This is a genomic window from Sphingomonas sp. (genome assembly GCF_035555815.1).
Taxonomy (GTDB): domain Bacteria; phylum Pseudomonadota; class Alphaproteobacteria; order Sphingomonadales; family Sphingomonadaceae; genus Sphingomonas.
The window spans coordinates 1-26,406 of sequence record NZ_DATMGG010000003.1; the positions used below are offsets into that span (position 1 = coordinate 1).

27 protein-coding genes and 1 tRNA gene are annotated in these 26,406 nt (G+C 67.9%); 7 read left to right on the plus strand and 21 right to left on the minus strand.

Annotated elements, in window-relative coordinates; translation table 11 throughout:
• From VNR91_RS00035 to VNR91_RS00060, 6 genes are all read left to right on the plus strand, one after another.
• The coding region (locus VNR91_RS00035) for a helix-turn-helix domain-containing protein (RefSeq protein WP_325488746.1) at positions 1-300 on the plus strand (300 nt) is incomplete at its 5' end.
• A gap of 55 nt (positions 301-355) precedes the next feature.
• Positions 356-2,611 carry a sensor histidine kinase gene (locus VNR91_RS00040; protein ID WP_325488747.1) on the plus strand — a complete coding sequence of 752 codons (2,256 nt, stop codon included), beginning with the start codon at positions 356-358 and terminating at the stop codon, positions 2,609-2,611.
• Positions 2,608-3,990 carry a sigma-54 dependent transcriptional regulator gene (locus VNR91_RS00045; protein ID WP_325488748.1) on the plus strand — a complete coding sequence of 461 codons (1,383 nt, stop codon included), beginning with the start codon at positions 2,608-2,610 and terminating at the stop codon, positions 3,988-3,990. The genes VNR91_RS00040 and VNR91_RS00045 overlap by 4 nt, the downstream gene beginning before the upstream one ends.
• Positions 3,990-4,583 (plus strand): RNA chaperone Hfq, encoded by a 594-nt coding sequence (hfq, locus tag VNR91_RS00050; RefSeq protein ID WP_414712350.1) that lies wholly within the window; start codon positions 3,990-3,992, stop codon positions 4,581-4,583. The genes VNR91_RS00045 and hfq overlap by 1 nt, the downstream gene beginning before the upstream one ends.
• A gap of 4 nt (positions 4,584-4,587) precedes the next feature.
• A complete protein-coding gene (gene hflX / locus VNR91_RS00055) occupies positions 4,588-5,874 on the plus strand; it encodes a GTPase HflX (RefSeq protein ID WP_325488750.1) in 1,287 nt (428 codons plus the stop codon).
• A gap of 172 nt (positions 5,875-6,046) precedes the next feature.
• Positions 6,047-6,691 carry an energy transducer TonB gene (locus tag VNR91_RS00060; RefSeq protein ID WP_325488751.1) on the plus strand — a complete coding sequence of 215 codons (645 nt, stop codon included), beginning with the start codon at positions 6,047-6,049 and terminating at the stop codon, positions 6,689-6,691.
• Positions 6,692-6,736: 45 nt separating this feature from the next.
• On the opposite strand, the gene VNR91_RS00065 is transcribed toward VNR91_RS00060, so the two are convergent.
• Genes VNR91_RS00065 through VNR91_RS00115 form a run of 11 tightly spaced genes read right to left on the minus strand, consistent with a single transcriptional unit; the run spans position 6,737 to position 16,835 of the window.
• Positions 6,737-7,528: a hypothetical protein gene (locus VNR91_RS00065; protein WP_325488752.1), complete on the minus strand. Its 792-nt coding sequence runs from the start codon at positions 7,526-7,528 to the stop codon at positions 6,737-6,739.
• A 39-nt stretch (positions 7,529-7,567) separates the two neighbouring features.
• Entirely contained in the window at positions 7,568-8,308 is a 741-nt protein-coding gene (mazG, locus tag VNR91_RS00070; protein WP_325488753.1) for a nucleoside triphosphate pyrophosphohydrolase, read from the minus strand.
• Between the two features lie 52 nt (positions 8,309-8,360).
• Complete coding sequence (locus VNR91_RS00075; RefSeq protein ID WP_325488754.1) at positions 8,361-8,993, minus strand: retropepsin-like aspartic protease family protein; 633 nt, start codon at positions 8,991-8,993, stop codon at positions 8,361-8,363.
• Positions 8,990-9,754: an MBL fold metallo-hydrolase gene (locus VNR91_RS00080; protein WP_325488755.1), complete on the minus strand. Its 765-nt coding sequence runs from the start codon at positions 9,752-9,754 to the stop codon at positions 8,990-8,992. Before VNR91_RS00080 ends, VNR91_RS00075 begins: the two co-directional genes overlap by 4 nt.
• Positions 9,751-10,533: a TatD family hydrolase gene (locus tag VNR91_RS00085; RefSeq protein WP_325488756.1), complete on the minus strand. Its 783-nt coding sequence runs from the start codon at positions 10,531-10,533 to the stop codon at positions 9,751-9,753. The genes VNR91_RS00080 and VNR91_RS00085 overlap by 4 nt, the downstream gene beginning before the upstream one ends.
• Positions 10,530-12,071: a methionine--tRNA ligase gene (gene metG / locus VNR91_RS00090; protein ID WP_325488757.1), complete on the minus strand. Its 1,542-nt coding sequence runs from the start codon at positions 12,069-12,071 to the stop codon at positions 10,530-10,532. The genes VNR91_RS00085 and metG overlap by 4 nt, the downstream gene beginning before the upstream one ends.
• Positions 12,072-12,121: 50 nt before the next feature.
• Entirely contained in the window at positions 12,122-13,105 is a 984-nt protein-coding gene (locus VNR91_RS00095) for a DNA polymerase III subunit delta' (RefSeq protein WP_325488758.1), read from the minus strand.
• Entirely contained in the window at positions 13,102-13,728 is a 627-nt protein-coding gene (tmk, locus tag VNR91_RS00100) for a dTMP kinase (protein WP_325488759.1), read from the minus strand. Before tmk ends, VNR91_RS00095 begins: the two co-directional genes overlap by 4 nt.
• The gene (locus VNR91_RS00105) at positions 13,725-14,906 is read right to left on the minus strand and encodes a D-alanyl-D-alanine carboxypeptidase family protein (protein ID WP_325488760.1); all 1,182 of its coding nucleotides are present in this window, start codon (positions 14,904-14,906) and stop codon (positions 13,725-13,727) included. Before VNR91_RS00105 ends, tmk begins: the two co-directional genes overlap by 4 nt.
• 29 nt (positions 14,907-14,935) lie before the next feature.
• Positions 14,936-15,802, minus strand: a complete 867-nt coding sequence (locus VNR91_RS00110; RefSeq protein WP_325488761.1) for an SPOR domain-containing protein — start codon at positions 15,800-15,802, stop codon at positions 14,936-14,938.
• On the minus strand, positions 15,786-16,835 hold the full coding sequence (locus VNR91_RS00115; protein ID WP_325488762.1) for a lytic murein transglycosylase: 1,050 nt from the start codon (positions 16,833-16,835) through the stop codon (positions 15,786-15,788). The genes VNR91_RS00110 and VNR91_RS00115 overlap by 17 nt, the downstream gene beginning before the upstream one ends.
• A 160-nt stretch (positions 16,836-16,995) precedes the next feature.
• Here VNR91_RS00115 and VNR91_RS00120 point away from each other — a divergent pair.
• Positions 16,996-17,085 (plus strand) — tRNA-Ser (locus VNR91_RS00120).
• 243 nt (positions 17,086-17,328) lie between these two features.
• On the opposite strand, the gene VNR91_RS00125 is transcribed toward VNR91_RS00120, so the two are convergent.
• The 10 genes from VNR91_RS00125 to VNR91_RS00170 all read right to left on the minus strand — a co-directional run.
• Positions 17,329-17,661: a PilZ domain-containing protein gene (locus VNR91_RS00125; RefSeq protein ID WP_325488763.1), complete on the minus strand. Its 333-nt coding sequence runs from the start codon at positions 17,659-17,661 to the stop codon at positions 17,329-17,331.
• Between the two features lie 68 nt (positions 17,662-17,729).
• Entirely contained in the window at positions 17,730-17,960 is a 231-nt protein-coding gene (gene rpmE, locus VNR91_RS00130) for a 50S ribosomal protein L31 (protein WP_325488764.1), read from the minus strand.
• 271 nt (positions 17,961-18,231) lie between these two features.
• Positions 18,232-18,726: a 3-hydroxyacyl-ACP dehydratase FabZ gene (gene fabZ / locus VNR91_RS00135; protein WP_325488765.1), complete on the minus strand. Its 495-nt coding sequence runs from the start codon at positions 18,724-18,726 to the stop codon at positions 18,232-18,234.
• Positions 18,723-19,379 (minus strand): OmpH family outer membrane protein, encoded by a 657-nt coding sequence (locus VNR91_RS00140; protein WP_325488766.1) that lies wholly within the window; start codon positions 19,377-19,379, stop codon positions 18,723-18,725. The genes fabZ and VNR91_RS00140 overlap by 4 nt, the downstream gene beginning before the upstream one ends.
• A complete protein-coding gene (bamA, locus tag VNR91_RS00145) occupies positions 19,379-22,099 on the minus strand; it encodes an outer membrane protein assembly factor BamA (RefSeq protein WP_325488767.1) in 2,721 nt (906 codons plus the stop codon). The genes VNR91_RS00140 and bamA overlap by 1 nt, the downstream gene beginning before the upstream one ends.
• 108 nt (positions 22,100-22,207) lie before the next feature.
• Positions 22,208-23,314 (minus strand): RIP metalloprotease RseP, encoded by a 1,107-nt coding sequence (rseP, locus tag VNR91_RS00150; protein ID WP_325488768.1) that lies wholly within the window; start codon positions 23,312-23,314, stop codon positions 22,208-22,210.
• Positions 23,315-23,327: 13 nt separating this feature from the next.
• Positions 23,328-24,494 carry a 1-deoxy-D-xylulose-5-phosphate reductoisomerase gene (dxr, locus tag VNR91_RS00155; RefSeq protein ID WP_325488769.1) on the minus strand — a complete coding sequence of 389 codons (1,167 nt, stop codon included), beginning with the start codon at positions 24,492-24,494 and terminating at the stop codon, positions 23,328-23,330.
• Positions 24,491-25,258: a phosphatidate cytidylyltransferase gene (locus VNR91_RS00160; protein WP_325488770.1), complete on the minus strand. Its 768-nt coding sequence runs from the start codon at positions 25,256-25,258 to the stop codon at positions 24,491-24,493. The genes dxr and VNR91_RS00160 overlap by 4 nt, the downstream gene beginning before the upstream one ends.
• Complete coding sequence (locus VNR91_RS00165; protein WP_325488771.1) at positions 25,258-25,992, minus strand: isoprenyl transferase; 735 nt, start codon at positions 25,990-25,992, stop codon at positions 25,258-25,260. The genes VNR91_RS00160 and VNR91_RS00165 overlap by 1 nt, the downstream gene beginning before the upstream one ends.
• A 73-nt stretch (positions 25,993-26,065) precedes the next feature.
• Positions 26,066-26,406: ribosome-recycling factor (locus VNR91_RS00170; RefSeq protein WP_325488772.1), on the minus strand; the 341-nt coding region annotated here is incomplete at its 5' end.

The window sequence follows — 26,406 nt, forward strand, 5'->3', positions numbered from 1 at the left end:
ATGCTGCGCGGCGGACAGGGGCCGGCGCCGATCGCCGCCGATCCGCAGATCGAGGCGGCGGTGCGTGGTCGGCTGGCGGCGATCGCGCGGGAGAATCCGGCCAGCCTCGACGACGGCAGCCTCTATGACCGGATCATCGCCGAGGTCGAGCGCCCGCTGATCGCGGCGATGCTCGAACGGCACGGCGGCAACCAGCTGCGCGCGGCGCGGGCGCTGGGGATCAACCGCAACACGCTGCGCAAGCGGCTGACCGATCTGGGTCTGGCCGGCGATATGCGACCGGGCGCGGCGATCGAGTGATGATTTCCGCGATTCTGTGTTTTGCGGGCAACAGTGATTGTGTAAACATGCAACGATGACGTCCGTCGCCGACCCGGTTACCGAAACGCCCGCTGTGCCCCGGCGGATCGGCATCACACCGGCGGTCGAATTTCTCGTGCTGGGCATCGCCGTGGCGGTGGCGCTGGCGAGCTGGCTGATCATCACCGGCAACGACGGCGCGCCGCGCCTGCTCAGCCCGCCGCTGGTCGCGCTGCTGCTCGTCGCCAACATGGTCCCCGACGTCGCGCTGCTGGTGCTGATCGGACGGCGGAGCGCGCTGCGCCGCGCGGCGCAATCGCCGCTGGCGGGGGAGGGGCGGCTCCACGTCCGGCTGGTCGCGCTGTTCTCCGTGCTGGCCAGCGTGCCGATGATCCTGGTGACGGTGTTCGCGTCGCTGCTGTTCCAGTACGGCGTCGAATTCTGGTCGTCCGACCGCGCGCGCGGGATGCTGGAGAACGCGCAGAGCCTGGCGCAACAATCCTATCAGGAGATGCTGAGCTACGTCGACAACGAGAATGTCGCGCTGGCGGAGGACATCCACACGATGCTGGTCGTCAAGCGCTGGCCGATCGACAGCCGCGAATTCGTCGCCACCTTTGGCCAGGACGTCTATCAACGAAGCCTGTCGGAGGCGGTGGTGTTCTCCGTCGCGCCGGATGGGCGGATCAATGCGCTGGCGCTGGTCAACCCCTATGAGCGCAGCCTGGAGACCGACATCGGCTCTGACGCAATCGCTCGACTGAAACGCGGCGAGCGCAGCGTCGTGTCGACCAGCCGCAAGCGCACGCAGTCGATCGCGCGGGTCGAGGGCACCGACCTCTACGTCTATTCCGCCCGTGTTTCCGGCGCGCAGGAGATGGCCGCGCGGATGAACCGCGCGCAGACGGTGCTGGCCGATTACCAGACGCTGCTGCAACGATCGCGCAGCCTTCAGCTTCGTTTCAACATCGCGCTGCTGTTCGTGTCGCTGCTGATCGTCGGCGCGGCGGTGTTCGTCGCGCTGGCGGTGGCGGATCGGCTGGTGCGACCGATCGGCGCGCTGGTCGACGCGGCGCAGCGCATCGCCGGCGGCGATCTCGCCGCGCGGGTGCCGGAGCCGAAGACCGACGACGAAATCGGCGTGCTCGCCAGCGCCTTCAACCGGATGACCGGACGATTGCAGCAGCAGACCGGTGCGCTGGTCGAGGCGACGTCGGCCGCCGACAGCCGCCGCGCGCTGATCGAGGCGGTGCTGTCCGGCGTCACCGCCGGGGTGATCGCGATCGGCGACGGGGGGACGATCCGGCTGATCAACAGCTCCGCGCTCGATCTGCTCCGGCCCGCCGACAGCCCGCTCGGCCGCCCGCTGGGGGAGGTCGCGCCCGAACTCGCCGCGCTGCTCGCCGGTGAGGCGCGCGAGGGCATCGTCCAGCTCACCGCCGGGGGAGAGGCGCGGACGCTGGCGGTGAAGATCACCCGCGACGAGGACGGCCACGTCCTGACCTTCGACGATATCACCCAGCAACTGCTCGACCAGCGCCGCGCGGCGTGGTCCGACGTCGCGCGGCGGATCGCGCACGAGATCAAGAATCCGCTGACCCCGATCCAGCTTGCCGCCGAACGGCTCCAGCGGCGCTACGGCAAGCTGGCGCCGGAGGCCGACACCACCTTTGCCCGGCTGACCGACACCATCGTCCGCCAGGTCGGCGATCTGCGCCGGATGGTCGACGAATTCTCGTCGTTCGCGCGGATGCCGAAGCCGGTGTTCCGCAGCGAATCGCTGCTCGATCTGGCGCGGCAGGCGGTGTTCCTGCACGAAGTCGCGCACCCCGCGATCCGCTTCGCGCTGTCGTACAAGGATCCGCCGCCGACGTTGATCTGCGACCGGCGGCAGATCGGGCAGGCGCTGACCAACATCGTCAAGAACGCGGTCGAGGCGATCGAGGGGCGTGAAGGCGAGGGGCTGCCCGTCGGCGAGATCGCCGTGGCGCTGGAGGCGGACGAGCGCAGCGTGACGGTGCGCATCGCCGACAATGGCGTCGGCCTGCCCGCCGAACGCGACCGCATCGTCGAACCCTATATGACCACGCGCAGCCGCGGCACCGGCCTGGGCCTCGCCATCGTCAAGAAGATCGTCGAGGAGCATTTCGGCACCATCGCCTTTGCCGACGGCCCCGATGAGCGCGGCACCGTGGTCACGCTCATCTTCGATTCGCTGATGCTGGCCGACGTGGCGAACGGCCAGCCCGACGATGCCGAAACCACCGATCCCAGCCCCGCCAATTTGACTCGACATCGGACCACCGCATGACCCTGGATATCCTCGTCGTCGACGACGAACTCGACATTCGCGAACTCGTCTCCGGGGTGCTTGAGGACGAAGGCTATGAGACGCGCACCGCCGCCGACAGCGATGCCGCGCTCGAGGCGATCGCGGCGCGGCGCCCCAGCCTGGTGCTGCTCGACGTGTGGTTGCAGGGATCGCGGCTCGACGGGCTCGACCTGCTCGACGAGATCAAGCGGCGCGATCCGTCGATCCCGGTGCTGGTGATTTCCGGCCACGGCAACCTCGACACCGCCGTCGCGGCGATCCGGCGCGGCGCGTCGGACTTCATCGAGAAACCGTTCGAGGCCGAACGGCTGCTGCTGCTGGTCGAACGCGCGACCGAGACCGAGCGGCTGAAGCGCGAGGTGGCGAGCCTGCGCGCCTCGGTCGGGCGCGAGACCGATCTCAACGGCAGTTCGGCGGCGATCAACACGGTGCGCGCGACGTTGAAGCGCGTCGCCTCGACCGGCAGTCGGGTGCTGATCACCGGCGGCGCCGGCGTCGGCAAGGAAGTGGCGGCACGGTTGCTCCACGGCTGGAGCGGGCGCGCCAACGCGCCGTTCGTGGTGGTCAGCGCGGCGCGCATGACGCCCGAGCGCGTCGACGAGGAGCTGTTCGGCATCGAGGACGGCAGCGGCGATCTGGTCCGGTCCGGCCTGCTCGAACAGGCGCACGGCGGCACGCTGTTCCTCGATGAGATCGCCGACATGCCGATCGCTACCCAGGCGCGCATCCTGCGCGTGCTGACCGACCAGAGCTTCAGCCGGGTCGGCGGGCAGCGCATCGTCAAGGTCGACGTGCGCGTCGTGTCCGCCACCGCGCGCGACCTGAACGATGAGATCGCCGAGGGCCGCTTCCGCGAGGATCTCTATTATCGGCTCAACGTGGTGCCGGTGGCGATCCCGCCACTGTCGGAGCGGCGCGAGGACATCCCCGCGCTGATCGAGCATTTCGTCGCCCATTACGCCAGCGAACGCCGCGTGCCGACGCCCGAGGTCGCCCCCGACGCGATGGTCGCGCTGCAAAGCTATGAATGGCCGGGCAACGTCCGCCAGTTGCGCAACGTCGTCGAACGCACCGTGATCCTGGCGCCGGGCAACCGCATCGGGCGGATCGACCTCGACCTGCTCCCGCCCGAGGTATTGGGGCAGGCGCGCGAAGGGGACGGTGGCATCGGCGCCACCGCGATCATGGGCGCGCCGCTGCGTGAGGCGCGCGAGAGTTTCGAGCGCGAATATCTGCGCGTCCAGATCCGTCGCTTTTCCGGCAATATCTCGCGCACCGCCAGCTTCATCGGCATGGAGCGATCCGCGCTGCACCGCAAACTCAAGCTGTTGGGCATCACCGACACCCGCGACGATTGATCGCAGCCGGGGACGACGCGGGTGCTGGACGGCCCCGGTTCCGATCCCTAGATTGTGCCGAACAAAAACGCGGGGAACGGCCCGCCAAAACCAAGGAGCCGATCATGGCCGACAAGCAGACCTCTCTCCAGGACCTCTTCCTCAACGCGCTGCGCAAGTCCAAGACCCCGGTGACGATGTTCCTCGTCAAGGGCGTCAAGCTGCAGGGCATTGTCACCTGGTTCGACAATTTCTCCGTGCTGTTGCGCCGCGACGGCCAGTCGCAGCTGATCTACAAGCACGCGATCTCGACGATCATGCCGTCCGGCCCGCTGGATGTCGCCGCGATCGTCAGCGCGGTGGGCGAAAGCAACCACAAGCAGCCGGTATTGCAGGAGGTTTTCCTGAACGCCGTGCGCCGGCAACAGGAAAGCGTGACGATGTTCCTGGTCAATGGCGTCATGCTTCAGGGCGGGATCGTCGCGTTCGACCTGTTCTGCATGCTGCTCCAGCGCGAGGGGCTGTCGCAGCTTGTCTACAAGCATGCGGTGTCGACCGTTCAGCCGGCCAATCCGCTCAACCTGGCCGACGAACAGGCCGGCGACGACGAGTAGTTCCATGAGCACCGGCTTCGATCGCGACGCGCAGGATTTCGCGCGTGGCGCGCGCGCGATCGTCGTGCTGCCCGATCAGGGCGGCGCGATGCGCGATGCCGACGCGCGGCTGGAGGAAACCGCCGGGCTGGCGCTGGCGATCGGGGTGGAGGTGCGCGCCAAGATCGCCTTTCGCGTGCGCGCGCCCAAGCCGGCGACGCTGATCGGCAGCGGGCAGGTCGAGCAACTGGCCGAGACGGTCAAGGCGGACGACATCTCGCTTGCGGTGTTCGACGCCAGCCTGACCCCGGTGCAGCAGCGCAACCTGGAAACCGGGCTGGGCTGCAAGGTGATCGACCGTACCGGGCTGATCCTCGAGATCTTCGGGGAACGCGCGCGCACCGCCGAGGGGCGGTTGCAGGTCGAACTGGCCCACCTCGACTATCAGGCCGGGCGGCTGGTGCGCAGCTGGACCCACCTTGAGCGGCAGCGCGGCGGCTTCGGCTTCCTCGGCGGCCCCGGCGAGACGCAGATCGAGGCCGATCGCCGCTTGATCCGCGACCGCATGGCGCGGCTGCGGCGTGAACTCGACAGCGTGACGCGCACGCGCGGGCTGCACCGCGACCGGCGCCAGCGCGCGCCCTGGCCGGTGATCGCGCTTGTCGGTTACACCAACGCGGGAAAATCGACGCTTTTTAACCGGTTTACCGGCGCCGACGTCATGGCGGAGAACCTGCTGTTCGCCACGCTAGACCCGACATTGCGCCAGATCAGCCTGCCGGGGATCGACAAGGCGATCCTGTCCGACACGGTCGGATTCGTCTCCGACCTGCCCACACAGCTGGTCGCCGCGTTCAAGGCGACGCTGGAGGAAGTGGTGTCGGCCGACCTGCTGATCCACGTCCGCGACATCGCTCACCCCGATAGCGACGCCCAGCGCGCCGACGTCGAGAAGGTGCTCAGCGAGATCGGCGTGGCCGAGACGACGCCGCGGATCGAGGCGTGGAACAAGCTCGACCTGCTTTCGCCCGAACGCCGCGACGCGGTGCTGGCCGACGTCGCGCGGCGTGACGAGGTGGTCGCAGTATCGGCGTTGAGCGGGGAAGGGGTCGACGCGCTGATCGCGGCCGTCTCCGAACATCTGACGCAGGGGCACCGGCGCTATACCATCCCGGTGGCGGCGGGCGACGGCGCGGCGGCGGCGTGGCTCCACGCCCATGGCGAGGTGCTGGGGCGCGAGGAGGATGGCGACGCCGCGGTCTACGAGGTGCGCATGGCGCCGCGCGATTATGAGCGGTTCCTGCAACGATAGGAGGTGAGGGGTGGTGGGATGGCCGGCTGCGGCGGGGATGCTGCTGATGACAGCGCAGGCTGCCGCGCCTTCGCCTACACCGTCGCCACTCGCTCCCGCAGGTAAGTGGACTGTGGATTACAGCCCTACCGGTTGCACTTTGTCGCGAGATTTTGCCTACGAGCGCGAGACAATGGTGTTCGGATTTCGGCCGACACCGCTGATGGCCAATGGCGATATCTCTCTGATCTCGACCGGCGGAGAGGTGACGCGCGCGCCCCATGGGACGGGCAAGCTCATTCTGATGCCGATGATGCGGGAAATGGCGACGCGATGGGTCAGTGGACCGCTGACGGACGGTCGAAACGGGGTGTTGTTTCGCGCCGACGATAAAGCGTTCTGGGACGCCTTGCCACAAGCGACGGACATCCGGCTCGAGTTCGAGCGCGGTACGCCGATCACCCTGACGTTGGGGCCGATGGACAAGGCGGTCGCCGGCGTCCGAACCTGTGCGGACTCGTTACTGCGCCATTGGGGCGTCGACCCTTCGGCAATGGTCGGAGGCCATGCGGAGACGCCCTTCGTCGCAAAATGGTTCAATAACAATGATTACCCCGCCGAAGCGAGAAGGCAGGGTAAGCAAGGCCGTGTCCACGCCGTAGCGACGTTCGACCGGACAGGTGCTGTGATCGAATGCCGGGTGGTGGCCAGTTCGGGGGTCGCGGCGCTCGATAACAAGACCTGCGATCTGGTGCGTTTGCGCGGAAGGGTTCCCGCCGCCGGCGCCGGGGAGGCCGACGTCCGCTTCCTGTACATGCCGGTGCGCTGGGCGATCTGATAGCGAGTACCGACCGCACCCTGCGGCTGGCCCGAACGATGCGCGCTAGAGAAGTTCGATTGATGGTCCCAGGATGACCGCAAACCCCGCAAGAACCAACGCGCCGGCACCAAACACCACCCAGTTGCGTGCGATGCGGAAATCCTTGGCCTCGCCGCTATCGCTCACGGCATAGCCGACCGAGATCAGCCCGGCCAATCCGCCGAACGATGACGCCGCCGCCGACAGGATCGTGATCAGCAGGCCGACCGGGTTGAGCAGCCCGACCAGCACCGCCGACGCACCCGCGACCACATAGTATCCGTGGGCGATGCGCCGCCGGGTGCCACGGGTGTCCGGGCCGGTGCCCAGCATCGTGTTCAGCGCGCGGATCGCCGCGAACACCAGCAGGATATAGGCGCCGATCCCAAAGACGATCTCACCCAGCCGGATCGGGATCGCGCCGGGCAGGGTGGCGAGCGATCCGCCGGTCCCGGTGCCAAGGTCGCCAAAGCCCGACACGCCCGAAAAGCAGAAATAGCCGGCGGCGACGAACGCCTGCCCGACCCAGACATACCACAGCACCAGCCGGGCAAGATCACCGCGCGCGCGGCGCCACAAGGCATAGGCGACCAGCGCCGCCACCGTATTGACGCCCACGCCGGCGATGGCGACGACGATGTCCCGCCACCCGGCCAATCCCTCGCAATCGACGTAAAATGCGCCGATCGTCGTCACCCGGCCGCCCTGCACCGCGCAGGCGGCGGCATGTCCGCCGATCTCGTGCCACATCGTCGACAGTGGGATCAGCAGCATCGCCAGGCCGATGATCGTCACCAAGTCGATCCGCTGCTTCATCGCTTATGCCTCCTGACGGAACCGGCGTCGGGGCGGGGATCATGTCATGGACTTGGCGGTCACCCAAAGCGATTCCTTGGCATCGAGGTCGAGCGCGACGAAGGCGTCGCCCGCCGCCGCCTCCATCGCGCGGAAACGCCGCTCGAACTTGGCATTGCCCGCGCGCAGCGCCGCTTCGGGATCGATCCCCAGCTTGCGCGCCCAATTGACCACCGCGAACAGCAGGTCGCCGATTTCCTCGGCGCGCTCGGCATCGGTGGCGGCGGCGGTGACCTCGGCGATTTCCTCGTCGATCTTGGCGCGGGCGCCATCCGCGTCCGGCCAGTCGAACCCGGTACGCGCCGCGCGCTTTTGCAACTTTTCGGCGCGGAGCAGCGCGGGTAGGCCGATCGCCACCCCGGCCAGCGCGCTGCCATCGGGCTTGGCGGCGCGTTCCTCGGCCTTGATCGCTTCCCAGAGGTGATGGCCGCCCTCGGCCGCGTCGCCAAAGATGTGCGGGTGGCGGCGCTCCATCTTGTCGCTGATCGCGGTGACGACATCGTTCAGCGCGAACAGCCCAGCTTCCTCGGCGATGCGGCTGTGAAACACGACCTGGAGCAAGAGGTCGCCCAATTCGTCCTTCAGGTCGGGCATATCGTCGCGCGCGATCGCGTCGGCGACCTCATAGGCCTCCTCGACGGTGTACGGCGCGATCGTCGCAAAGGTCTGGACCGTATCCCATTCGCACCCGTTCTCGGGGTCACGCAACCGCGCCATGATCGCCACCAGCCGCTCGATCATGAGGGGGCTCCTTTCGCCAAATCCATAAGACCGATAATATACATTATGTAAATTATGCGCCGGTATCGCGGGGTGGATGCTGTCCCTCCCGCCGGGGATCGAGCACCAGCGTGCGGCCCTCGACCCGCCACGACCCCAGCCGCGACAGAAAGTTCATGCCCAGCACGTCCATGTCGCCGAACGCCGGTGACACGACCACGCTCAGGTCGCGCGTTTCCAACCCGGCGATGGCCAGCCGCGCGACGCGGCCGCGCTCGGCCTTGACGCTGCCGTTCGCGGTTTCGATCACCACCGGAAAGCCATCCTCGCCAACCTTGATCCCGGCGCGGCGCGCGGTTTCCTGGGACAAGGCAGTCACGGTCGCGCCGCTGTCGATCAGCATCCGCCGGGCATAGCCGTTGAGTTGTACCCGCGCCCAGAAATGGCCGTCCTCGCTCATCGCGATGCGGACGGTTTCGCCTTCGACGGTCTGCCCGCCGAGCCCGAGACGGTCCGCCGTGGTCGTCACCAGCGCTTCGATCTGCTCGCGCTGGGTCATCGCGATGACGATCAGCCCGATGATCGCAGCCCAGGCGATCAGCGAACGCAGGATCGAACCGATCGACGCGCGTTGTGCCACCAGCGCGCTCACCGCGAGGACCAGCGCGCCGATCGCCCAGAGATAATTGGCCGACTGGGCGGTCACAGTCGGATCTCCAGCCCGTCATAGCCCGGCTCGATTCCCCGCGGGAGTTCGGCGACCAGCGTCGCATAGTCCATCGACTGATCCATATGGGTCAGCACGCTACGCCCGGCGCCCAGCGCGGCAGCCCAGCCGACGGCCTGATCGAGCGTCGGATGGGTCGGATGCGGCGCGCGGCGCAGGGCATCGACGATCCACACATCGCTGTCCTTATACAGAGTTTGCATGGATTCAGTTAAGATATTGAAATCCGTAGCGTAAGATATGCTCTTCCCACTGGAGACAAAGCGCAATCCCGCCGATGTGATGCTGCCATGCGGCTGATCCACGACCGCTACCGCGATATCGCCGATGCGCAGCGTGTCGGGGAGTTCCTCAAGGTCGATCGTCGCCGGATAGCCGTCGCCGCCGGTCACCGCATAGGCGAAGCGATCGCGCAGCACCGCCGCCGTCGCCGCGCGCGCATAGCCCGGCACCGGGGCGCGGCGCGCATGGAACAGCCGGCGCACGTCGTCGATGCCGTGGGTGTGGTCGGCATGATCGTGGGTCCAGATGATCGCATCGACCTCCGCGACATTGGCGTCGAGCAGCTGCGCGCGCAGGTCCGGCCCGGTATCGACCAGGATGCGGGTCGTCGCGCTCTCGATCAGGATCGACACCCGCGTGCGCCGGTTCCTCGGCTCGGCAGGGTCGCACGCGCCCCAGTCGTTCCCGATCCGCGGAACCCCCGAGGAGGTTCCGCAACCGAGGATGCGGACTTTCACGCGGCGCCCGTCTTGGCGAACAGGCGGTGGAAATTGACGCGGGTCGCCTCGGCCAGTTCGTCGGCATCCTCGCCGCGCAGCCCGGCCAGGAAGCGACAGGTGTCGGCGACGAACGCCGGCTCGCCCGGCTTGCCGCGATGCGGGACGGGGGCCAGGAACGGCGCGTCGGTCTCGATCAATAGCCTATCGCGCGGCAGCCACGCCGCGGTTTCCTGAAGATCGCGCGCGTTCTTGAACGTCACGATCCCCGAAATCGAGATGTAGAAGCCCAGGTCGAGCGCGGTCCGCGCGAAATCGGCGCTGGCGGTGAAGCAATGGATCACCCCGGGGAACGCCCCCTTCCCCAGCTCGTCGGCGAGGATCGCGGCGGTGTCCGCCTCCGCATCGCGCGTGTGGACGACGATCGGCAACTGGGTGTCGCGGCACGCCGCCAGATGCGCGCGAAAACTGGCCTGCTGGCGTTCGCGATCGCTGTGATCGTAATAATAGTCGAGCCCGCTTTCCCCGATCCCGACGACGCGCGGGTGCTGCGCACGCGCGATCAGCTTTGCGGTGTCGACATGGCTGTGCTGGTCGGCCTCATGCGGGTGAATGCCGACCGTCGCCCACACATCATCCTCGCGCTCGGCGACAGCGAGGACGTCGTCCCACTCGCTCTCGCGCGTGGCGATGTTGAGCATCGCGACCACGCCGGAGGCGCGCGCGCGCGCGATCACCGCATCCTGCTGTTCGGCCAATCCCTTGTAATTCAGGTGGCAATGGCTGTCGGCCAGCCTCATGCCGCCGGCTCGCTCAGTTCCAGGCGGGGGAACACGCCGCTGGGCGCGGGCAACGCGATGCCTGCCGCGATCGGCCGGGCCAGCGCGCCGAAATCGCGCACGTCAGCCTCCTGCCCGAGCAGGTCGAGCAGCTTGTCGGCGCTGGCCGGGATCGCCCAGCGCGCCATGATCGCGATGCGGCGCACCGCCTCCGCCGTGTAATAGAGGATGGTGTCCGCGCGCGCCGGATCGGTCTTGCGCACGCTCCACGGCGCCTGATCGGCGAAATACTGGTTGGCGTCACGTGCCGCCGCCCAGATCGAGTCGAGCGCGGCGTGGATCGCCAGATCGCCCATCGCCGCGTGCAGCCCCGCCTCTGCGGCATCGACACTCTCGACCAGCGCCTCCTCCGCCCCGCTCGGCGCGCCCGCCGCCGGCACCTTACCGTCGCAATTCTTGGCGATGATCGACAGGCAGCGTTGTGCGAGATTGCCAAGGTTGTTGGCGAGATCGGCGTTGCAGCGCGTGACGATCGCGTCCTCGGAATAGCTGCCGTCCTGGCCGAAGCTTACCTCTCGCAGCAGGAAATAGCGCAGTGGGTCGACGCCAAAGCGATCGGCCAGCTCGATCGGGTCGGTGACGTTGCCGACCGATTTCGACATCTTCTCCCCCCGGTTGAGCAGAAAGCCGTGGCCGAACACCTGACGCGGCAACGCGATCTTCGCTGACATCAGGAACGCTGGCCAGTAAACGGCATGAAAACGCACGATATCCTTGCCAATCAAATGCAGGTCGGCGGGCCAGTACTTCGCCAGCGGATCACCGGCGTCGGGATAGCCGGTACCGGTCAGATAGTTGGTCAGCGCGTCGACCCACACGTACATCACGTGGCCCGGACTGCCCGGCACCTTCACCCCCCAGTCGAAGCTGGTGCGCGACACCGACAGGTCGGACAGTCCGCCCTCGACAAAGCGCAGGATCTCGTTGCGGCGCGCCTCCGGCCGGATAAAGTCGGGGTTGGCGGCATAGTGATCGAGCAGCGGCTGCTGATATTTCGACAGGCGGAAGAACCAGGTCTCCTCGGCGGTCCATTCCACCGGCGTGCCCTGCGGCGACAGTTTGACGCCCCCTTCCCCCTCGACCAGTTCCTTCTCGTCGTAGAACGCCTCGTCGCGGACCGAATACCAGCCCTCATAACGATCGAGATACAGGTCGCCGGCGTCGGCCATCGCCTGCCAGATCGCCTGGCTGGCAGTGTGATGATCGGGCTCCACCGTGCGGATGAAACGATCATAAGAGATATTCAGACGATCATCCATCGCCTTGAAATATCCAGACATTTCATCGGCCAGCGCGCGCGTCTCTACGCCGCGGTCGCGCGCGGTCTGCACCATCTTAAGCCCATGTTCGTCCGTGCCGGTCTGGAACCGCACGTCACGCCCCGCCTGTCGCTGATAGCGCGCGATGGCGTCGGCGGCGATCGCTTCATAGGCATGGCCGATGTGGGGCCGTCCGTTGGGATAGCTGATCGCGGTGGTGATGTAATAGGGTTCGGCCATCCTCGCGCTCTAGAACAGCCGCCCGCGCGAGAAAACCCTGCGTCCCGTCCTTAACGACGCGGGGCGAGCCGGGCGACCAGCCCGCCCATCTCGAACGCGGTGGTCGATACGTCGAGCGACTGGGCGACCGATGCCCGTGCCAGGTCGACCGCGGCGTCATAGGCGTCGAGCGCGTCGCGCAACGCCGTGCCCGCCAGATCGCGCGCGCGTTCGGCGATGAAGCCCGGCACGCGCTCCAGAAACGCCTCGTAACGCGGCTGTGCCGATTTGAGCGCCAGCGCGCGCGCCAGCCGGGCGCGGCGGCTGTTGTGCGGATCGCCGTCGCGCGCGATCGCCGCCAGATCCTCATCGAGCCCGCCCAGGTCGAGCCCCGCGAAGCGCAGCGCCCGCCCCGGTGATCCCGCGCCGATCCGCACCAGCGCCGCGCGCTCGCCAGCGCTCGCCTCCGGCAATTCGGCGTCGAGCACCGCCGCGACCTCGGCCTCGTTCAGCGGATCAAAGCGCAACAGCCGGCACCGCGACCGGATCGTCGGCAGCAATCGGCCCGGCGCGTGGCTGACCAGCAGGAAGATCGTACCCGCCGGCGGTTCCTCCAGATTCTTGAGCAGGGCGTTGGATGCGCCGGGGCGTTCGAGATCGTCGATCGAATCGATGACGATCACCCGCCGTTCGGACAGCGCCGGCTTGGTCGCCAGCATCGGTTGCAGCGCGCGTACCTGTGCGATCGGGATCGATCGGGCCAGCTCCGCGACGGGCTTGTCGTCCTTGGGCAGCCGCTTCATCACGCGGTAATCGGGGTGTGCGCCCGATGCGATCAGCGCGGCGGTCTTGTGTTCGGGGGGGATGGCCAGACCCGGCGGCAATGTGCCGGGCGCCGCCGCCTCCGCCAGCATCCGCGCCGCCGCCGCCGCCGCGAATCTGGCTTTCCCGATTCCTTCCGGGCCTGCGATCAACCATGCATGATGCAGCGCGCCGCCCGCCATCGACGCCAGAAAAGCCTCGACCGCCGCCGCGTTGCCGACGAGTGACGTCATGGCAGCAGATCGGCGATATGCTCGATCAGACGCGCGGTGACGTCATCGGCCTCGCCGGTGGCGTCGATCAGCCGCACCCGATCCGGCTCGCGATTGGCGATCCGGCGAAACGCCGCCGCGACGTCCTGATGAAAGGCCGGCCCGCGCGCGGCAAAGCGGTCGAGCGCGCCGGCATCGCGCACCGATGCGCGCGCCGCGCCCTCATCCGGCCCGATCTCCAGCACCAGCGTGCGGTCGGGCAACAGCCCCTTCGAACCAAAGCCGTGCAGCGCCAGGATCGCGGCGTCGTCGATCCCCTGTGCACCCTGATAGGCGCGGGTCGAATCGATGAACCGGTCGCAGATCACCCAGGCGCCAGCCTCGATCGCCGGCCTGATCGTGCGTTCGACATGATCGGCGCGCGCGGCGGCGAACAACAATGTCTCGCTATGCGCGCTCCACCGCGTCACCGCGCCGGCCAGCAGCAGCGCGCGGATCGCTTCCGCCCCCTCGCTGCCCCCCGGCTCGCGCGTCACCCGCGCGTCGATGCCCTGCCGGCCGAGCGCCTCGGCGAGCCTGGTGGCCTGGGTGGACTTGCCGGCGCCCTCGCCGCCTTCAAGGCTGATGAAGCGGCCGGCGGTCACGCGCCGAACAGCGACTTGAACCCCGCCCAGGCACGGCCAAAGAAGCCCGCCTCGCCCACCGCGGTTTCTGCGACCAGCGGCAGCGTCTGCGCCGGGCCGTCGGCGGGCTGGACGATCAGGTCGGCGATGTGCTGGCCCGCGGCGATCGGCGCCTTGATCGGGCCTTGATACACCACCTTCGCGGTGACGTTGGGCGATGTACCCGCCGCGACCGCGATCGCGAGGTCGCGCGGCGCGATCAAACCGACCTCGGCCGCGCTGCCCAACTGGACGGTGGCGGTGGTGACGCGCCTGCCCTTGGCGACCACCGGCTGCGCCTTCCACGCGCGGAAGCCCCAGTTCATGAACTTGACCGATTCCTCGATCCGCTGGTTGAAACCGGTCAGGCCGGCGACGACCATCACCAGCCGGCGGCCGCTCTGTTCGGCCGACCCGGTGAAGCCATAGCCGGCCTCTTCGGTATGCCCGGTCTTGAGCCCATCGGCCCCGGCGACCCTTCCAAGCAGGGGATCGCGGTTGGCCTGGGTGATGTCCGCCCCGGCGCCCAACGTCTTGCCCCAGGTGAAGCTCGGCAGCGAATAATATTTCTTGTAGAGTTGCGGATGCTCCTCGATCGTCGCCTGCGCCACCTTGGCCAGATCGCGCGCGGTGACATAGGTCACGCCGCCGTCGGGCCAGCCGTTCGAATTACCGAAATGACTGTTCTTCAGCCCCAGTTGCGCCGCGCGCTGGTTCATCAGGTTGGAAAAGGCCTGCTCGGTCCCCGATATCCCTTCCGCCAGCACGACGCAGGCATCGTTGCCCGACAGCGTCACGATCCCCTTCAAAAGATTGTCGACGCTGACCTTCTCACCGGTTGAGAGGAACATCGTCGAACCCGCTGACGGGCCGTGCCATTGCTTCCACGTTTCGGGCCGCACCTCGAACTGGGTGTCGAGCTTCAGCTCGCCCTTCTTGATCAGGTCGAACGCCACCAGCACCGTCATCATCTTCGCCATCGATGCTGGCGGCATCCGGCGGTCGGCGTCCTTGGCGTACAGCTCGGCGCCCGACGACAGGTCGATCATATAGGCCACTGGCGCCGGGGTATCGAACGACGGCGCTGCGGCGACCGTGGGATAGGCGATCGCGATCGCAAGGACGGGGGCGATGGCGGCGGCGATATGGTTGCGGGTCATGGTACTCACTAACATTCGGGTGGGCGGGATCAATTCGAGCGGACGACGCGGGCGTCGGGGTAGCCCTTGCGTGCGGCGGTGGCGCGGCCTTGCGCCGCGGCGGCGGCATCGGGGTACGGCCCCAGGCGGACGCGGTAGACGGCGCCGGCGGCCTCCACGTTGCCGCCCAGCGACTTCGCCAGCGCCTGCGCCCGAACGCGGCTGGAGAGCGCGGCGACCTGGACATAATAGCCCCCAGCCGCCGGCCGCGCGACCGCGGGTGTCGGCGGCTGAGGCTGCGCCCGCGGCTGGGGCGGAGGCGCGGCCGGACGGGGAATCGGTTTGGTCAGCGCCGGTTGCGGCGACGTGCGAACCGGCGGCGGCTGGCGATCGGGCTTCGCCACGGCGGCCGGCTTCGCCGCGACCGGCAGCGGCGCGAGGCGTTTGCGTAACGGGACCAGCAGCGCGCTGGGCGCATCGCCGCGTCCCGATGCCGCCTGTCCGGCAGCCAGCAGCGCCGCATCCTGCGGACCGGGGACGACGCGGCGCACCCGCACCGGCGCCGGTTCGCTGGCGATCCCCAACGCGCCGGCCGCGCCCGGCGACAACAGCACCAGTCGCTCGGCGGAGCCATTGCCGGTCACCACCGCCAATATCGTGCGTCCGCTATCCAAGGCGGTCACCTCGACATAGCTGCCCGGTGACAGCGCGGAGCTGGCCACCGAAATTCCGCCCATATCGGCCAGCCCGGCATAACCGACCTCATCGTAGCGCACCTCGCCCGGCGCCGGCTGCGACGATCCGCGCGGCCCCGCCCCCGCCGGCTCCTGAAACGCCGCCTGTGGCGCACCCTGCGCGTTCGCGGCGCCGCCCAGCGCGATCAGGCCGATACCCCATAGGCTAATTTGCGATTTCATCGGCCAGCAGCCCTACCGAAAGCGCGTAGAAATTCGAGCAATTATAATCGAGGATCACCCGATAGTTGCCGGTGAGCAGGTAGGCGGTGCGCCCCGGCCCGTCCGGTTCGAGCAGCGTCGCCAGCACATTGTCCGCCGGCCAGCCGCGCCCCTGCGGCACCATGCCCAGAGCGCGCCATTCGCGCATCGTCTTCCACCGGCTGTGGCGTTCCTGCACGCGCGGGCAGCGCGGGCTGACCGTGGTGGTGCGCATCGCCGCGCGATTGAATCCCGTCGGCACCGTCACCGCGATCCCCCACGGCTGCCCCGGCCGCCAGCCCGCATTGACGAAGTAGTTGGCGATCGACGCCAGCGTATCCGCCTCGCTGGTCCAGATGTCCGCCTTGCCGTCGCCGTCGCCATCGCGCGCCAGCCGCAGATAGACCGATGGCAGGAATTGCGGCCCGCCGAACGCCCCCGCCCAGCTTCCCACCAGCTTTTCGCGCGCGACGCCGCGGTCGATCATCTTGAGTGCCGCGATGAACTCGCCGGTGAACAGCTCGCGCCGCCGCCCTTCATAGGCCAGTGAGGCCAGGCTGCGCGGCAGGTCGAACCCGCCCATCACCCGCCCGTAATTGGTTTCATGCCCCCAGATCGCGACCATGATCTGTTCGGGGACACCGGTTTCCGCCTCGATCCGCGCCAGCTTGCCGCGTGCGCGCTGATAGGCCGCGCGCCCGGCGTTGATCCGCGCCGCGTCGACGTGCTGCGCCTTGTACGGGGCAAAGGGAGAGATCGGCGCATTGGGCGCGGTTTCCGGCTGGCCGCGATCGAGCTGGATGACGCGCGGGTTATAGGTCAGCGTCGGCGCCACCGCGTCGAACGTCGCCGCCGACACGCCCTGCGCCACCGCCTGCCCACGGATCGAGCGGAGAAAGGCCTGAAACCCCTCCTGATCCTGCGCGCAGGCCGATCCGCTGGCGAACAGGGCGCCCGCCAACACTCCGCCCAGCCCCAGACGCTTGCCCAGACCCTGGCCCAAACGACGTCGCACATGACGCCAGCGAACGCTTACCCCCGACATGCGCGCATGTTGCCACAGCGAACGCGCGCCGCGAACCCCCCATGTCTCGCGACTTGCACAAATGGTCGCGTCCCCGGTAAGCGGGCGCACCGCGCACCAGTGCGAACGGGTCGCCCCCGCGCGGGGCTGTGGAAGAGTGTCCGAGTGGTTTAAGGAACCGGTCTTGAAAACCGGCGAGCGGGCAACCGTTCCGTGGGTTCGAATCCCACCTCTTCCGCCAGCCGCCTGCAAGCGGAAGCGAACGGCACCCCAAGCCCAAGAGCGCCGCGTGCTGGCAGCGTCAATACGGAAGGAGTTCTGTCCCCGCTGCTGGCCCCGATGTTCGTTGGCGAGGGGTCGGTGGCCTTAACCATGATCGCGGAGTCAAAATGAAACCTCCCGCAACCTAGTCATGTGGCACGGTCTTCCGCCCCTTCTCAATCTTCGCAACTCGACGCTGGAGGTTGCGCAGGCTCAATTCAGGTCACGCGCCGACCAGCGCCTCGAAGCTGTCGAGCGACAGGGGTGTGCGGAATTCGCAGCCGGCCTCGAAATCATTGGCCCAAGCGACGCGTGCGGCCACCTGCCCCACGCCGCGCAGGGTCAACCAGATATGGCTGTCGGTCTTCAGCGCGGAAAAGGTCTGCAACCGCGCGCCGTGCAGCGACAGGTTGATCACCTTGCACAAGGCGCGATCGAGCCCGCCGCGCCCGACCTTTGCATCGAGCGAAACGGGCGCGCGGGGCGAACGGCGGGGATTGAGCCGGGCCGGCTCATATTCCGCAGCGAAGTGGACTGGTTCGACGGGGCTGTACATGCCCCGAAGCTAGGACTTCAATGGTTAAGGCGGCGTTATCCACGCCGCCCTGTCCACCGCTTTCCCGCTTACTTCTTGGCGAGGCTGAGGCCGCCGAAACGCTTGTTGAAGCGCGCGACCTGGCCGCCCGCGTCGAGCAGCTGCTTGTTGCCGCCGGTCCACGCCGGATGCGCCAGCGGATCGATGTCGAGCTGCATCGTGTCGCCTTCCTTGCCCCAGGTGGAGCGGGTCTCGAACACGGTGCCGTCGGTCATCTGCACCTTGATGGTGTGATAATCGGGATGGGTATCTTTCTTCACGTCTCAAGCTCCTGAAGCGGCTGGTTTCCGACCAGCCAAAAGGAAGGCGCGCGCCTAGCAGCGCTACGCGGCGAACGCAACCGGGGCCGCATGATCGGGTTACCGATCACCGCGTGCGAGGATACCGGCTACCCTCCAACCCCGCGTCATTCCCCGCAGGCGGGAATCCGTTCAGGCTGACGTCGCGTCTCAAGGCATGACCTGCGGCAACCGATTGCCGCCTGCGCGGGAGTGACGCGGGTGATGTGGCGGCCGCCCCGCTACCGCGCGATCAGGCGGCCGGCGGGTCGGCGATCATCGCGGTGAACTCGCACTCGGTGGCGAGCTGGCCGTCGATCAGCGCGCGCCCGGCGAACTTGCACACGCGCGCGCGCTTCTGCACGAACTCGACCTCAAGCCGCAGCAGCACGCCGGGTTCTACCGGCTTGCGGAACTTCACGCCGTCGATCGACATGAAATAGACCAGCTTGCCCGATCCGGCGAGGCCCAGGCTCTCCACCGCGAGCACGCCGGCGGCCTGCGCCAGCGCCTCGACCTGAAGCACGCCGGGCATGATCGGACGTCCGGGGAAGTGCCCCTGGAAAAAGCCTTCGTTGATCGTCACCGCCTTGATCGCGACGATCGACCGGTCGAGGATCAATTCCTCGACGCGGTCGACCAGCAGCATCGGATAACGGTGCGGCAGCGCCGCCATCACCCGGCCGATGTCGAGCGGGCCGACAGCGGTGGCGGGGGACGCGGCGGCCGGCGTTACCGGATCGGTCACCGGCCCTGCGGACGCGCCGGCGCCGGTGCGGCGGGGGCAGGCGCGGCCGGGGCGGCGCCCTGTTCCTGGCCGCCCGGCTGCCAGTTCGCCGGCGGAGTCGTGCTCACCGACGGCACGAGACGGTCGAGTTCGGTGGTGATGTCGGCGGTGATGTCGGCGGTCGGCTGGGCGAACAGCGCGGCGTCCGGACGCAGCAGCAGTTGCACGTTCTTGCGGGTGGTGGCGGCGGTCACCGCCGCGCTCAGCTGTGCCTGGATCTGCTCGAGCGCATAGGCCTGGGCGCGCTGCGCCGGAGCGGTCAGGCGGCCGAGTTCCTGGTTGCCGGCGGTTTCCTTGGTCTGGATCGCCTGGGCCTGGGTGCGCAGCGCCGCCTCGTTGGCGTTCGGCGCGTTCCGCGCGGTCTCAAACGCGGCGTAGAGCGGCTGGAGTTCGGTGGCGATCGCCTTGCGGCGCGCCTCCGCCTGGTCGAGCTGGGTCTTGTAGGTGGTCTGGATCTGCTGCTGTGCGGCGGTCCACGCCTTGCTGCGGCCGACGGCCCCTTCCGGGTTAGCGACGGCGATGCCCGCCACCTGCGCCTGCGCCGGCGCGACCAGGGCGACGGTGCCCGGAATCGCCGCGGCGGCGGCGAGCAGAATCATCTTGAAGGTCTTCATCAGAACTGCGTCCCTACGTTGAAAGTGATAAGCTTCGTGTCGTCGCCGGGCTGGCTGAGCAACGCCTTGGCAAGGTCGATGCGCAGCGGCCCGAACGGCGAATTCCAGTTGACGCCGATACCGATCGACAGGCGCGGCCGCGCGGAATCGCCCAGGAACTGCTCGTAGAACGGCGAGGTATCCTGGGTGTAGGCGACGTTGACGTTGGTGCCGACGCACGGCCCGCCCGCGACGGCGGAGGTGCCAACAGCACAGGTGGTGGTCGCAACCGTCGAATCGGCGTTGGTCACCAGATAGAGCTGCCGGCCCTGATCGTCCTTCATATAGGTGGTGAACGGCAGCAGCGTCGGCGATCCGTCGGCGTTGTAGCGCAGATTGCCGTTGACGTCGCGCGCCTGCGGGAACGCCGTGGTCGGCAGCGGGCGGGTGACGCCGAACAGCGCGCCGGCCTGGATGAAGATCGACGGGCGCAGACCCATCTCACGCGCGCCGGCGCCAAGCGGAATCTCCAGCTCGGCCTTGGTCAGGTAATAGGCCCGGCCGCCCAGCGCGTCGTCGATGATCTGGTCGCGATCGGTGACCAGTGCCTGATCGTTGGTCAGCGCCGACCCGGTATAGGAAATGCGCTGCATCCGCGGACCGACGCCGCGAATGTCGAAACCGCGGAACTGTGGCTCGCCCAGATAGAAGCGATCGGTGATGCGGACCTTGTCGATGCCCACGCCCCGGCTGCTTTCCAGGCTGTGGATATAGCCGCCCTCACCCTGGACGGAGAAGATGAAGCCCTTCCCCACGTTCCAGTATTTGGACGCCTCCAGACGGCCGCGCACGTAGCGGACCTGCCCGCCCAGTCCGGCGAAGTCGGCACCCAGCGACACGCGGTGGCCCGCGCTCGGCCGCAGGCGGCTGTTCAGGCTGTCATAGGACAGCGACAGGCCGACCATCGACGTCAGGCGATTGCCGATCGCCTCGCACAGATAGCGCCCGGCGCGGATCGGATCGCACTGGCCGTTGGTGAAGAACGTCGCTTCGTCCAGCCCAACGTCGTCCTGCGTCAGGCTGTAACGGCCCGACATCGTCCAATATTCGGTCAGCGGTACGCCCGTCGCGATCTGGAACCCGGTCGAAACCTGCGAATAGGTGGTCTGACGATCGTTGCCGATATAGTTGAACGCATTGTAATCGCGGCGGAAGATCGTGCCGCCCAGCGCGATGTTCTTGCCGAACAGATAGGGTTCGGTGAACCCCAGCTCGACCGACTTGGAATAGCTGGAATAATTGACCGACGCGCGCAGATCCTGACCCTTGCCACGGAAATTGCGCTGGCGGATCGACGTTTGCAGGATGAAGCGTTCAAGGCTGGAGAAACCCGCCGACAACGTCAGTTCGCCGGTCGCCTTTTCCTCGACGTTGGCGCCCAGCACGATGCGGTCGGGCGATGAGCCGGGCTTCTGCTCGATCGCGAACTTCTCCTGGAAATAGCCCAGCGAGTTGATGCGGTCGGTCGACCGCTTGACCAGGAACGCGTTGAACGCATCGCCTTCGGACACGCGCATCTCGCGGCGAATGATCTTGTCCTGGGTCTGGGTATTGCCGGTGATGTCGATCTTTTCGATGTAGGTCCGGTTGGCTTCCTTGATGTGGAAGTTCAGGCTCATCGTCAGCGCTTCGCGGTCGCGCTGGAAATCGGGATCGACGTCGGCAAAGGCGTAGCCGAACGCGCCGGCGGTCTCGCTCAGCTGGTCGACGGTGTCCTCGACCTTCTTGGCGTTGTACCAGTCGCCCTTCTTCAGGCTCAGCGATTCCGCCATGCGCTTGTCGTCGAAGTCACGGATGTCGCTGTCGACGGTGACGTCGCCGAATTTGTAGCGCGGCCCCTCCTCCACCACATAGGTGATGATGAAGTCGCGCTTGTCCGGCGTCAGTTCCGCCACGGCGGAGATCACGCGGAAATCGGCGTAGCCTTCGGTCAGGTAGAACTGGCGCAGCTTCTGCTGGTCATAGGCCAGCCGATCTTGGTCGTAGCTGGTGTTCGAGCTGAACACGGTGAGCAGGCGCGCTTCCTTGGTCGCCATCTCCTTGCGCAGCTCGCCGTCCTTGAACACCTCGTTGCCGATGATGTTGATCTGGCGGACCTTGGATTTCGGCCCTTCGCTGATCTCGAAGATCACGTCGACGCGGTTCTGGTCGAGGCTGACCTGCTTCGGCTCGACCACGGCGGCGAACCGGCCCTGTCGGCGATACAGCTCGACGATTCGCGCGACGTCGGCACGCACCGCGGTGCGCGTGAAGATCTGGCGCGGCTTGAGCTTCAGCTCCTTCTCGATCTTGTCGTTCTTCAGCCGCTTGTTGCCCTCCAGCACGACGCGGTTGATGATCGGATTCTCGCGAATCTTGATGATGATGTCGCCGGTCACCGCGCCGTCGATCTGGACGTCCGCCAGCAGGTCCGACGCCAGCAGATCCTTGATCGCCTGGTCGAGCACCTCGTTGGTATACGGCTCGCCGACGCGCAGCCGCGTGTAGCTGAGCACGGTTTCCGGCTCGACGCGCTGCGAGCCCTCCACGCGCAGCGAGCGCACGATCTTCGCGGCGGGCGCGGGCGCGACGGTCGCCGCCACCGGCGGTGGCGGAGTCCGCGCGGCGGGTGCGGATTGCGCGAGGGCGGCACTGGGCACCCCGGCCAGCATCGTGCCGGTCAGGAGTGCCACGGCACGCATGGAAGTCGTCGAAGCCAAGTTCGGTGTCACCTAATCGCACCCCAGATGGAAGTCTCTATCCGCAGGCGCGGCCGCTTTGCCCGCCCCTGCCCCATGCGTATCAGCCAATCAACCCGCGAACCCGACCACGTCGTTGAAGGTGACCAGCAGCATCAACGCCAGGATCATCGCCAGACCGCCCCGAAACGCCCATTCCTGGGCCTGTGGACCGACCGGACGCCGCCGTACCGCCTCGATCGCATAGAGGAGCAGATGGCCCCCGTCGAGCACCGGGACTGGCAACAGGTTGATGAATCCCAGATTAATCGAGATCAGCGCGATCAATCCGACGTACGCTTCCCAGCCGAGCGTAAGCTGCTGTCCGGCGACCTGGGCGATCTTCAGCGGCCCGCCCAGTTCCTTCACCGAACGGCGGCCGGTGATGATCTGGCCGATCGAATCGACCATCATCCGCACGATCGACACTGTCCGCTCGACGCCTACCCCCGGCGCCTCCAGCAGCGACACCGGCACGCGCACCGGCGCGCCCGACATCACGCCGAGTTGGCCAATGCGATAGTCGTTGCGGAAACGGTCGGTCTCATGCCGCACGCCAAAGGTGACGGGCAGGTCCAGCGTGGCGCCGTCGCGCTCGACGGTCAACGTCGCGGTCTCCTCCGGGCGGAGCGAGACGTAGCGGGCGAGATCGTCGAACCGCTCCATCGCCCTGCCATCGACCGCCGCGATCCGGTCGCCCGCGCGCAATCCGGCGGTGGCGGCGGCGCTGCCGGTGGTGACGCCCTGTACCAGCGTCGGCGTGCGGCTGTCGCCATAGGCCACCGCGAACCCGGCCAGGATGACGATCGCCAGCAGGAAATTGATCGCCGGGCCGGCGGCGACCACGATCGCCCGCTGCCAGATCGGCTTGGCCTGGAATGTCCGCGCGCGCTCAGCCGCGGGGAGTTGCAGCCAGTCGGCGGAGGGCTGGCCTGCCGCGGTCATGTCCCCGGCGAACTTGACGTAGCCGCCCAGCGGCAGCCACGCGAATTTCCAGCGGGTGCCGCGCCGATCGGTCACGCCGAATATCTCGCGCCCGAAACCGATCGAGAACACGTCCGCCTTGATCCCGAACAGTCGCCCGGCGAGGTAGTGGCCCATCTCGTGCACGAACACGAGCGGGCCGAGCACCAGCAGGAACGCGACGATCGTCAGGATAAGGCCGGGGTTCTGAGCCAAGCTACGCAGTCCTCTAAACGCCAATCGTCACACGCCCGGCCTTTATACGGGCTTCGGCAATTCTTCGCGCCTCGATATCGACGTTCAGCACGTCGGCGAGGCTGTCCGGCGCATCCGGATCGTAGCTGCCGAGTGTATCGGCAACGATTGCGGCAATTTCGAGGAAGGCGATGCGCCGGTCAAGAAAGGCCGCGACGGCGACCTCGTTCGCCGCGTTGAGGATCGCCGGGCGCGCGCCGCCGGCCTCCAGCGCCTCGCGCGCCAGCCGCAGCGCGGGGAATCGCACCGGATCGGGCGCCTCGAAATCGAGCCGGCCGACCGCGACCAGATCGAGCGGCGCCATCGGCGACTCCAGCCGGTCGGGCCACGCCAGCGTGTGGGCGATCGGCACGCGCATGTCCGACGGGCCAAGCTGCGCCAGCGTCGATCCGTCGACATATTCGACCATCGAATGGATCACCGACTGGCGGTGGACGATGATCTCGATCCGTTCGTGCGCGACCGGGAACAGCCGCGCGGCCTCGATCAGCTCGAGGCCCTTGTTCATCATCGTCGCCGAATCGACCGAGATCTTGGCGCCCATCGACCAATTGGGGTGGGCGATCGCCTGTTCGCGGGTGACGTCGGCCATGCGGTCGAGCGGCCAGTCGCGGAACGGCCCGCCGCTGCCGGTCAGCAGGATGCGGCGCACCCGCTCCGGCCGGGCGAAGTCGAAGCATTGGTAGATGGCGTTGTGTTCGGAATCGGCGGGCAGCAGCCGCGCCCCGCTGCGCGCCGCCGTGGCGAGGATAAGCTCGCCCGCCGATACCAGCGGCTCCTTGTTGGCGATGACGACGGTGCCGCCCGATTCGATCGCCGCCACCACCGATGCCAGACCGGCGCAGCCGACGATCGCCGCCATCGTCCAGTCCGCCCCCGCCGCCGCGTCGACCACCGCATCCGGCCCGCCGTCACACGAGATACCCGAGCCGGCGAGCGCGTCGCGCAGCGCGGGAAGGCAACTGGCATCGGCCACCACCGCCCGTTCCGCGCGGGTGCGGATCGCCGCCGCCGCCAGCCGCTCGACATCGCAATTGGCGGTCAGCGCCTTGATGCGGAATTCGCCGGGCGCGCGCTCGACCAGGTCGAGCGTCGAGGTGCCGACCGATCCGGTCGCGCCCAGGATGGTGACCGTCCTCATCCCGTCCACCTCGGCAGTTCCACCAGCACCGCGGCCAGCGGCGCGACCGCGACCAGCCCGTCGAGCCGATCGAGCAGCCCGCCATGGCCGGGCAGGAGATTGCCCGAATCCTTGACGCCGGCGCACCGCTTGAGCCAGCTTTCATACAGGTCGCCCGCCTGCGCCATCAGCGCCAGCAGCGGCGTCGCGGCGGCGAGGTAGAAGGGCAATCCCGCCCAGACATGCGCGGCAAAGGCGAGCAAAGTCGCTGCGGTGACGCCGCCGATCAGCCCGGCCCACGTCTTGTTGGGGCTGAGCACCGGCGCCAGTTTCGGCCCGCCGATCAGCCGCCCAGCAAAGAAGGCGCCGATATCGGTCGCCCACACCAGCGCCATCGCCCAGAAGGCGAGCAGGATGCCGTTGGGCTGCGCGCGCAACAGCAGCAGCGCGAGCACCGGCACCCCGACATAGAGCACCCCCGCCCCCATCACGCCGCGCCGGGTGACGGCGGCAACGAAGAAGGCGGCGCCGGCGACCAGCCCGAGGGCGAAGAAATCGGGTCCGGCGGCGATCGGCGCCATGATCGCCAGCGGCACCGACAGGGTGAACTGGGCGATCTTGCGGTCGCGCAGCGTCCCGCCCTGCAAAGCCACCCATTCGGCCATCATCAGCAATCCGGCGACGACGATCAGCAGCCAGAAGGCGATTCCGCCGGCCCACAGCGCGGCAGCCGCGAGCGCGATCAGCGCGACGCCGACGACGGAGCGAACCGCGAGATCGGACATCAAAGCCCGCCGAACCGGCGCTGGCGTTGCGCAAAGGCGCCCAGCGCGGCCGCCAGCGCGTCGCCGTCGAAATCGGGCCACAGCGCATCGACGAACAGCAATTCGGCATAGGCCGCCTGCCACAGCAGGAAATTCGACAGCCGCTGTTCGCCCGATGTGCGGATCAGCAGGTCGACCGGGGGCAGCTTGCCGCTGGCCAGCGTTCGCTCGAACAGCGTCTCGTCGATCGTCGCCGGGTCGAGCGTGCCGGCGCTCGCCTGTTCGGCCAGCCGCCGTGCCGCGTCCGCGATCTCGGCCTGCGCACCGTAATTGAGGGCAATTACCACCGTCGGACCGGGATTGGCGGCGGTGCGCGCCATCGCGTCGTCGATCATCGCGACCAGATCGGGCGCCAGCGCGCGATAGTCGCCGACAATCGCCAGCCGAACGCCCTCGCGGATGAACTCCTCGATGTCGGACTGGATGAAGCGGCGCAGCAGCCCCATCAGGTCGCGGACCTCGTCGGGCGGGCGGCGCCAGTTTTCCGACGAAAAGGCGTAGAGCGTCAGATAGTCGATGCCCAGATCGCGGGCGGCGCGCGCGACCTTCTTTACCGCCTCCACGCCCTTGCGGTGCCCGGCGATGCGCGGCAGGTGCCGACGCTTCGCCCAGCGCCCGTTGCCGTCCATGATGATCGCCACATGACGCGGGCCGGCGGCGCTGGCGCCCGATGCTGGCAGGGGAATCGCGCTCATCGCTTGGTCACTCGATGAGTGCCGGGCCGGTCATGCCCCCGGCACGACCTGAACAGCTGGAGCTGTTCGCCCGTCACTTGCCGAGGATTTCCTTTTCCTTGGCAGACGCGGCGGCGTCGATGTCGGCGATGGTCGAATCGGTCAGCTTCTGCACCTCGGCTTCGTGGCGTTTGCGCTCGTCCTCGGAATAGACGCCCTTCTTCTCGTCGGTCTTGAGGCTGTCGTTGCCGTCGCGACGGACGTTGCGGGCGGCGACGCGCGCCTTCTCGGCATATTGGCTGGCCAGCTTGGCGAGCTCCTTGCGGCGCTCCTCGGTCAGGTCGGGGATCGGCAGGCGCAGCGTCTGGCCGTCGACGATCGGGTTGAGGCCGAGACCGGCCGAGCGGATCGCCTTGTCGACCGGGCCGACGTTCG

Excerpts from the sequence above, each read along its gene's own strand:
- VNR91_RS00105 (WP_325488760.1), bottom strand. The coding sequence starts at position 14,906 with ATGACCCGCAACCATATCGCCGCCGCCATCGCCCCCGTCCTTGCGATC.
- VNR91_RS00060 (WP_325488751.1), top strand. The coding sequence starts at position 6,047 with ATGGTGTTCGGATTTCGGCCGACACCGCTGATGGCCAATGGCGATATC.
- dxr (WP_325488769.1), bottom strand. The coding sequence starts at position 24,494 with ATGAGGACGGTCACCATCCTGGGCGCGACCGGATCGGTCGGCACCTCG.
- VNR91_RS00140 (WP_325488766.1), bottom strand. The coding sequence starts at position 19,379 with ATGAAGACCTTCAAGATGATTCTGCTCGCCGCCGCCGCGGCGATTCCG.
- VNR91_RS00125 (WP_325488763.1), bottom strand. The coding sequence starts at position 17,661 with ATGTACAGCCCCGTCGAACCAGTCCACTTCGCTGCGGAATATGAGCCG.
- hflX (WP_325488750.1), top strand. The coding sequence starts at position 4,588 with ATGAGCACCGGCTTCGATCGCGACGCGCAGGATTTCGCGCGTGGCGCG.
- bamA (WP_325488767.1), bottom strand. The coding sequence starts at position 22,099 with ATGCGTGCCGTGGCACTCCTGACCGGCACGATGCTGGCCGGGGTGCCC.
- VNR91_RS00040 (WP_325488747.1), top strand. The coding sequence starts at position 356 with ATGACGTCCGTCGCCGACCCGGTTACCGAAACGCCCGCTGTGCCCCGG.
- VNR91_RS00045 (WP_325488748.1), top strand. The coding sequence starts at position 2,608 with ATGACCCTGGATATCCTCGTCGTCGACGACGAACTCGACATTCGCGAA.
- metG (WP_325488757.1), bottom strand. The coding sequence starts at position 12,071 with ATGGCCGAACCCTATTACATCACCACCGCGATCAGCTATCCCAACGGA.
- mazG (WP_325488753.1), bottom strand. The coding sequence starts at position 8,308 with ATGATCGAGCGGCTGGTGGCGATCATGGCGCGGTTGCGTGACCCCGAG.
- VNR91_RS00160 (WP_325488770.1), bottom strand. The coding sequence starts at position 25,258 with ATGTCCGATCTCGCGGTTCGCTCCGTCGTCGGCGTCGCGCTGATCGCG.
- VNR91_RS00065 (WP_325488752.1), bottom strand. The coding sequence starts at position 7,528 with ATGAAGCAGCGGATCGACTTGGTGACGATCATCGGCCTGGCGATGCTG.
- VNR91_RS00165 (WP_325488771.1), bottom strand. The coding sequence starts at position 25,992 with ATGAGCGCGATTCCCCTGCCAGCATCGGGCGCCAGCGCCGCCGGCCCG.
- VNR91_RS00085 (WP_325488756.1), bottom strand. The coding sequence starts at position 10,533 with ATGAGGCTGGCCGACAGCCATTGCCACCTGAATTACAAGGGATTGGCC.
- VNR91_RS00095 (WP_325488758.1), bottom strand. The coding sequence starts at position 13,105 with ATGACGTCACTCGTCGGCAACGCGGCGGCGGTCGAGGCTTTTCTGGCG.
- VNR91_RS00110 (WP_325488761.1), bottom strand. The coding sequence starts at position 15,802 with ATGAAATCGCAAATTAGCCTATGGGGTATCGGCCTGATCGCGCTGGGC.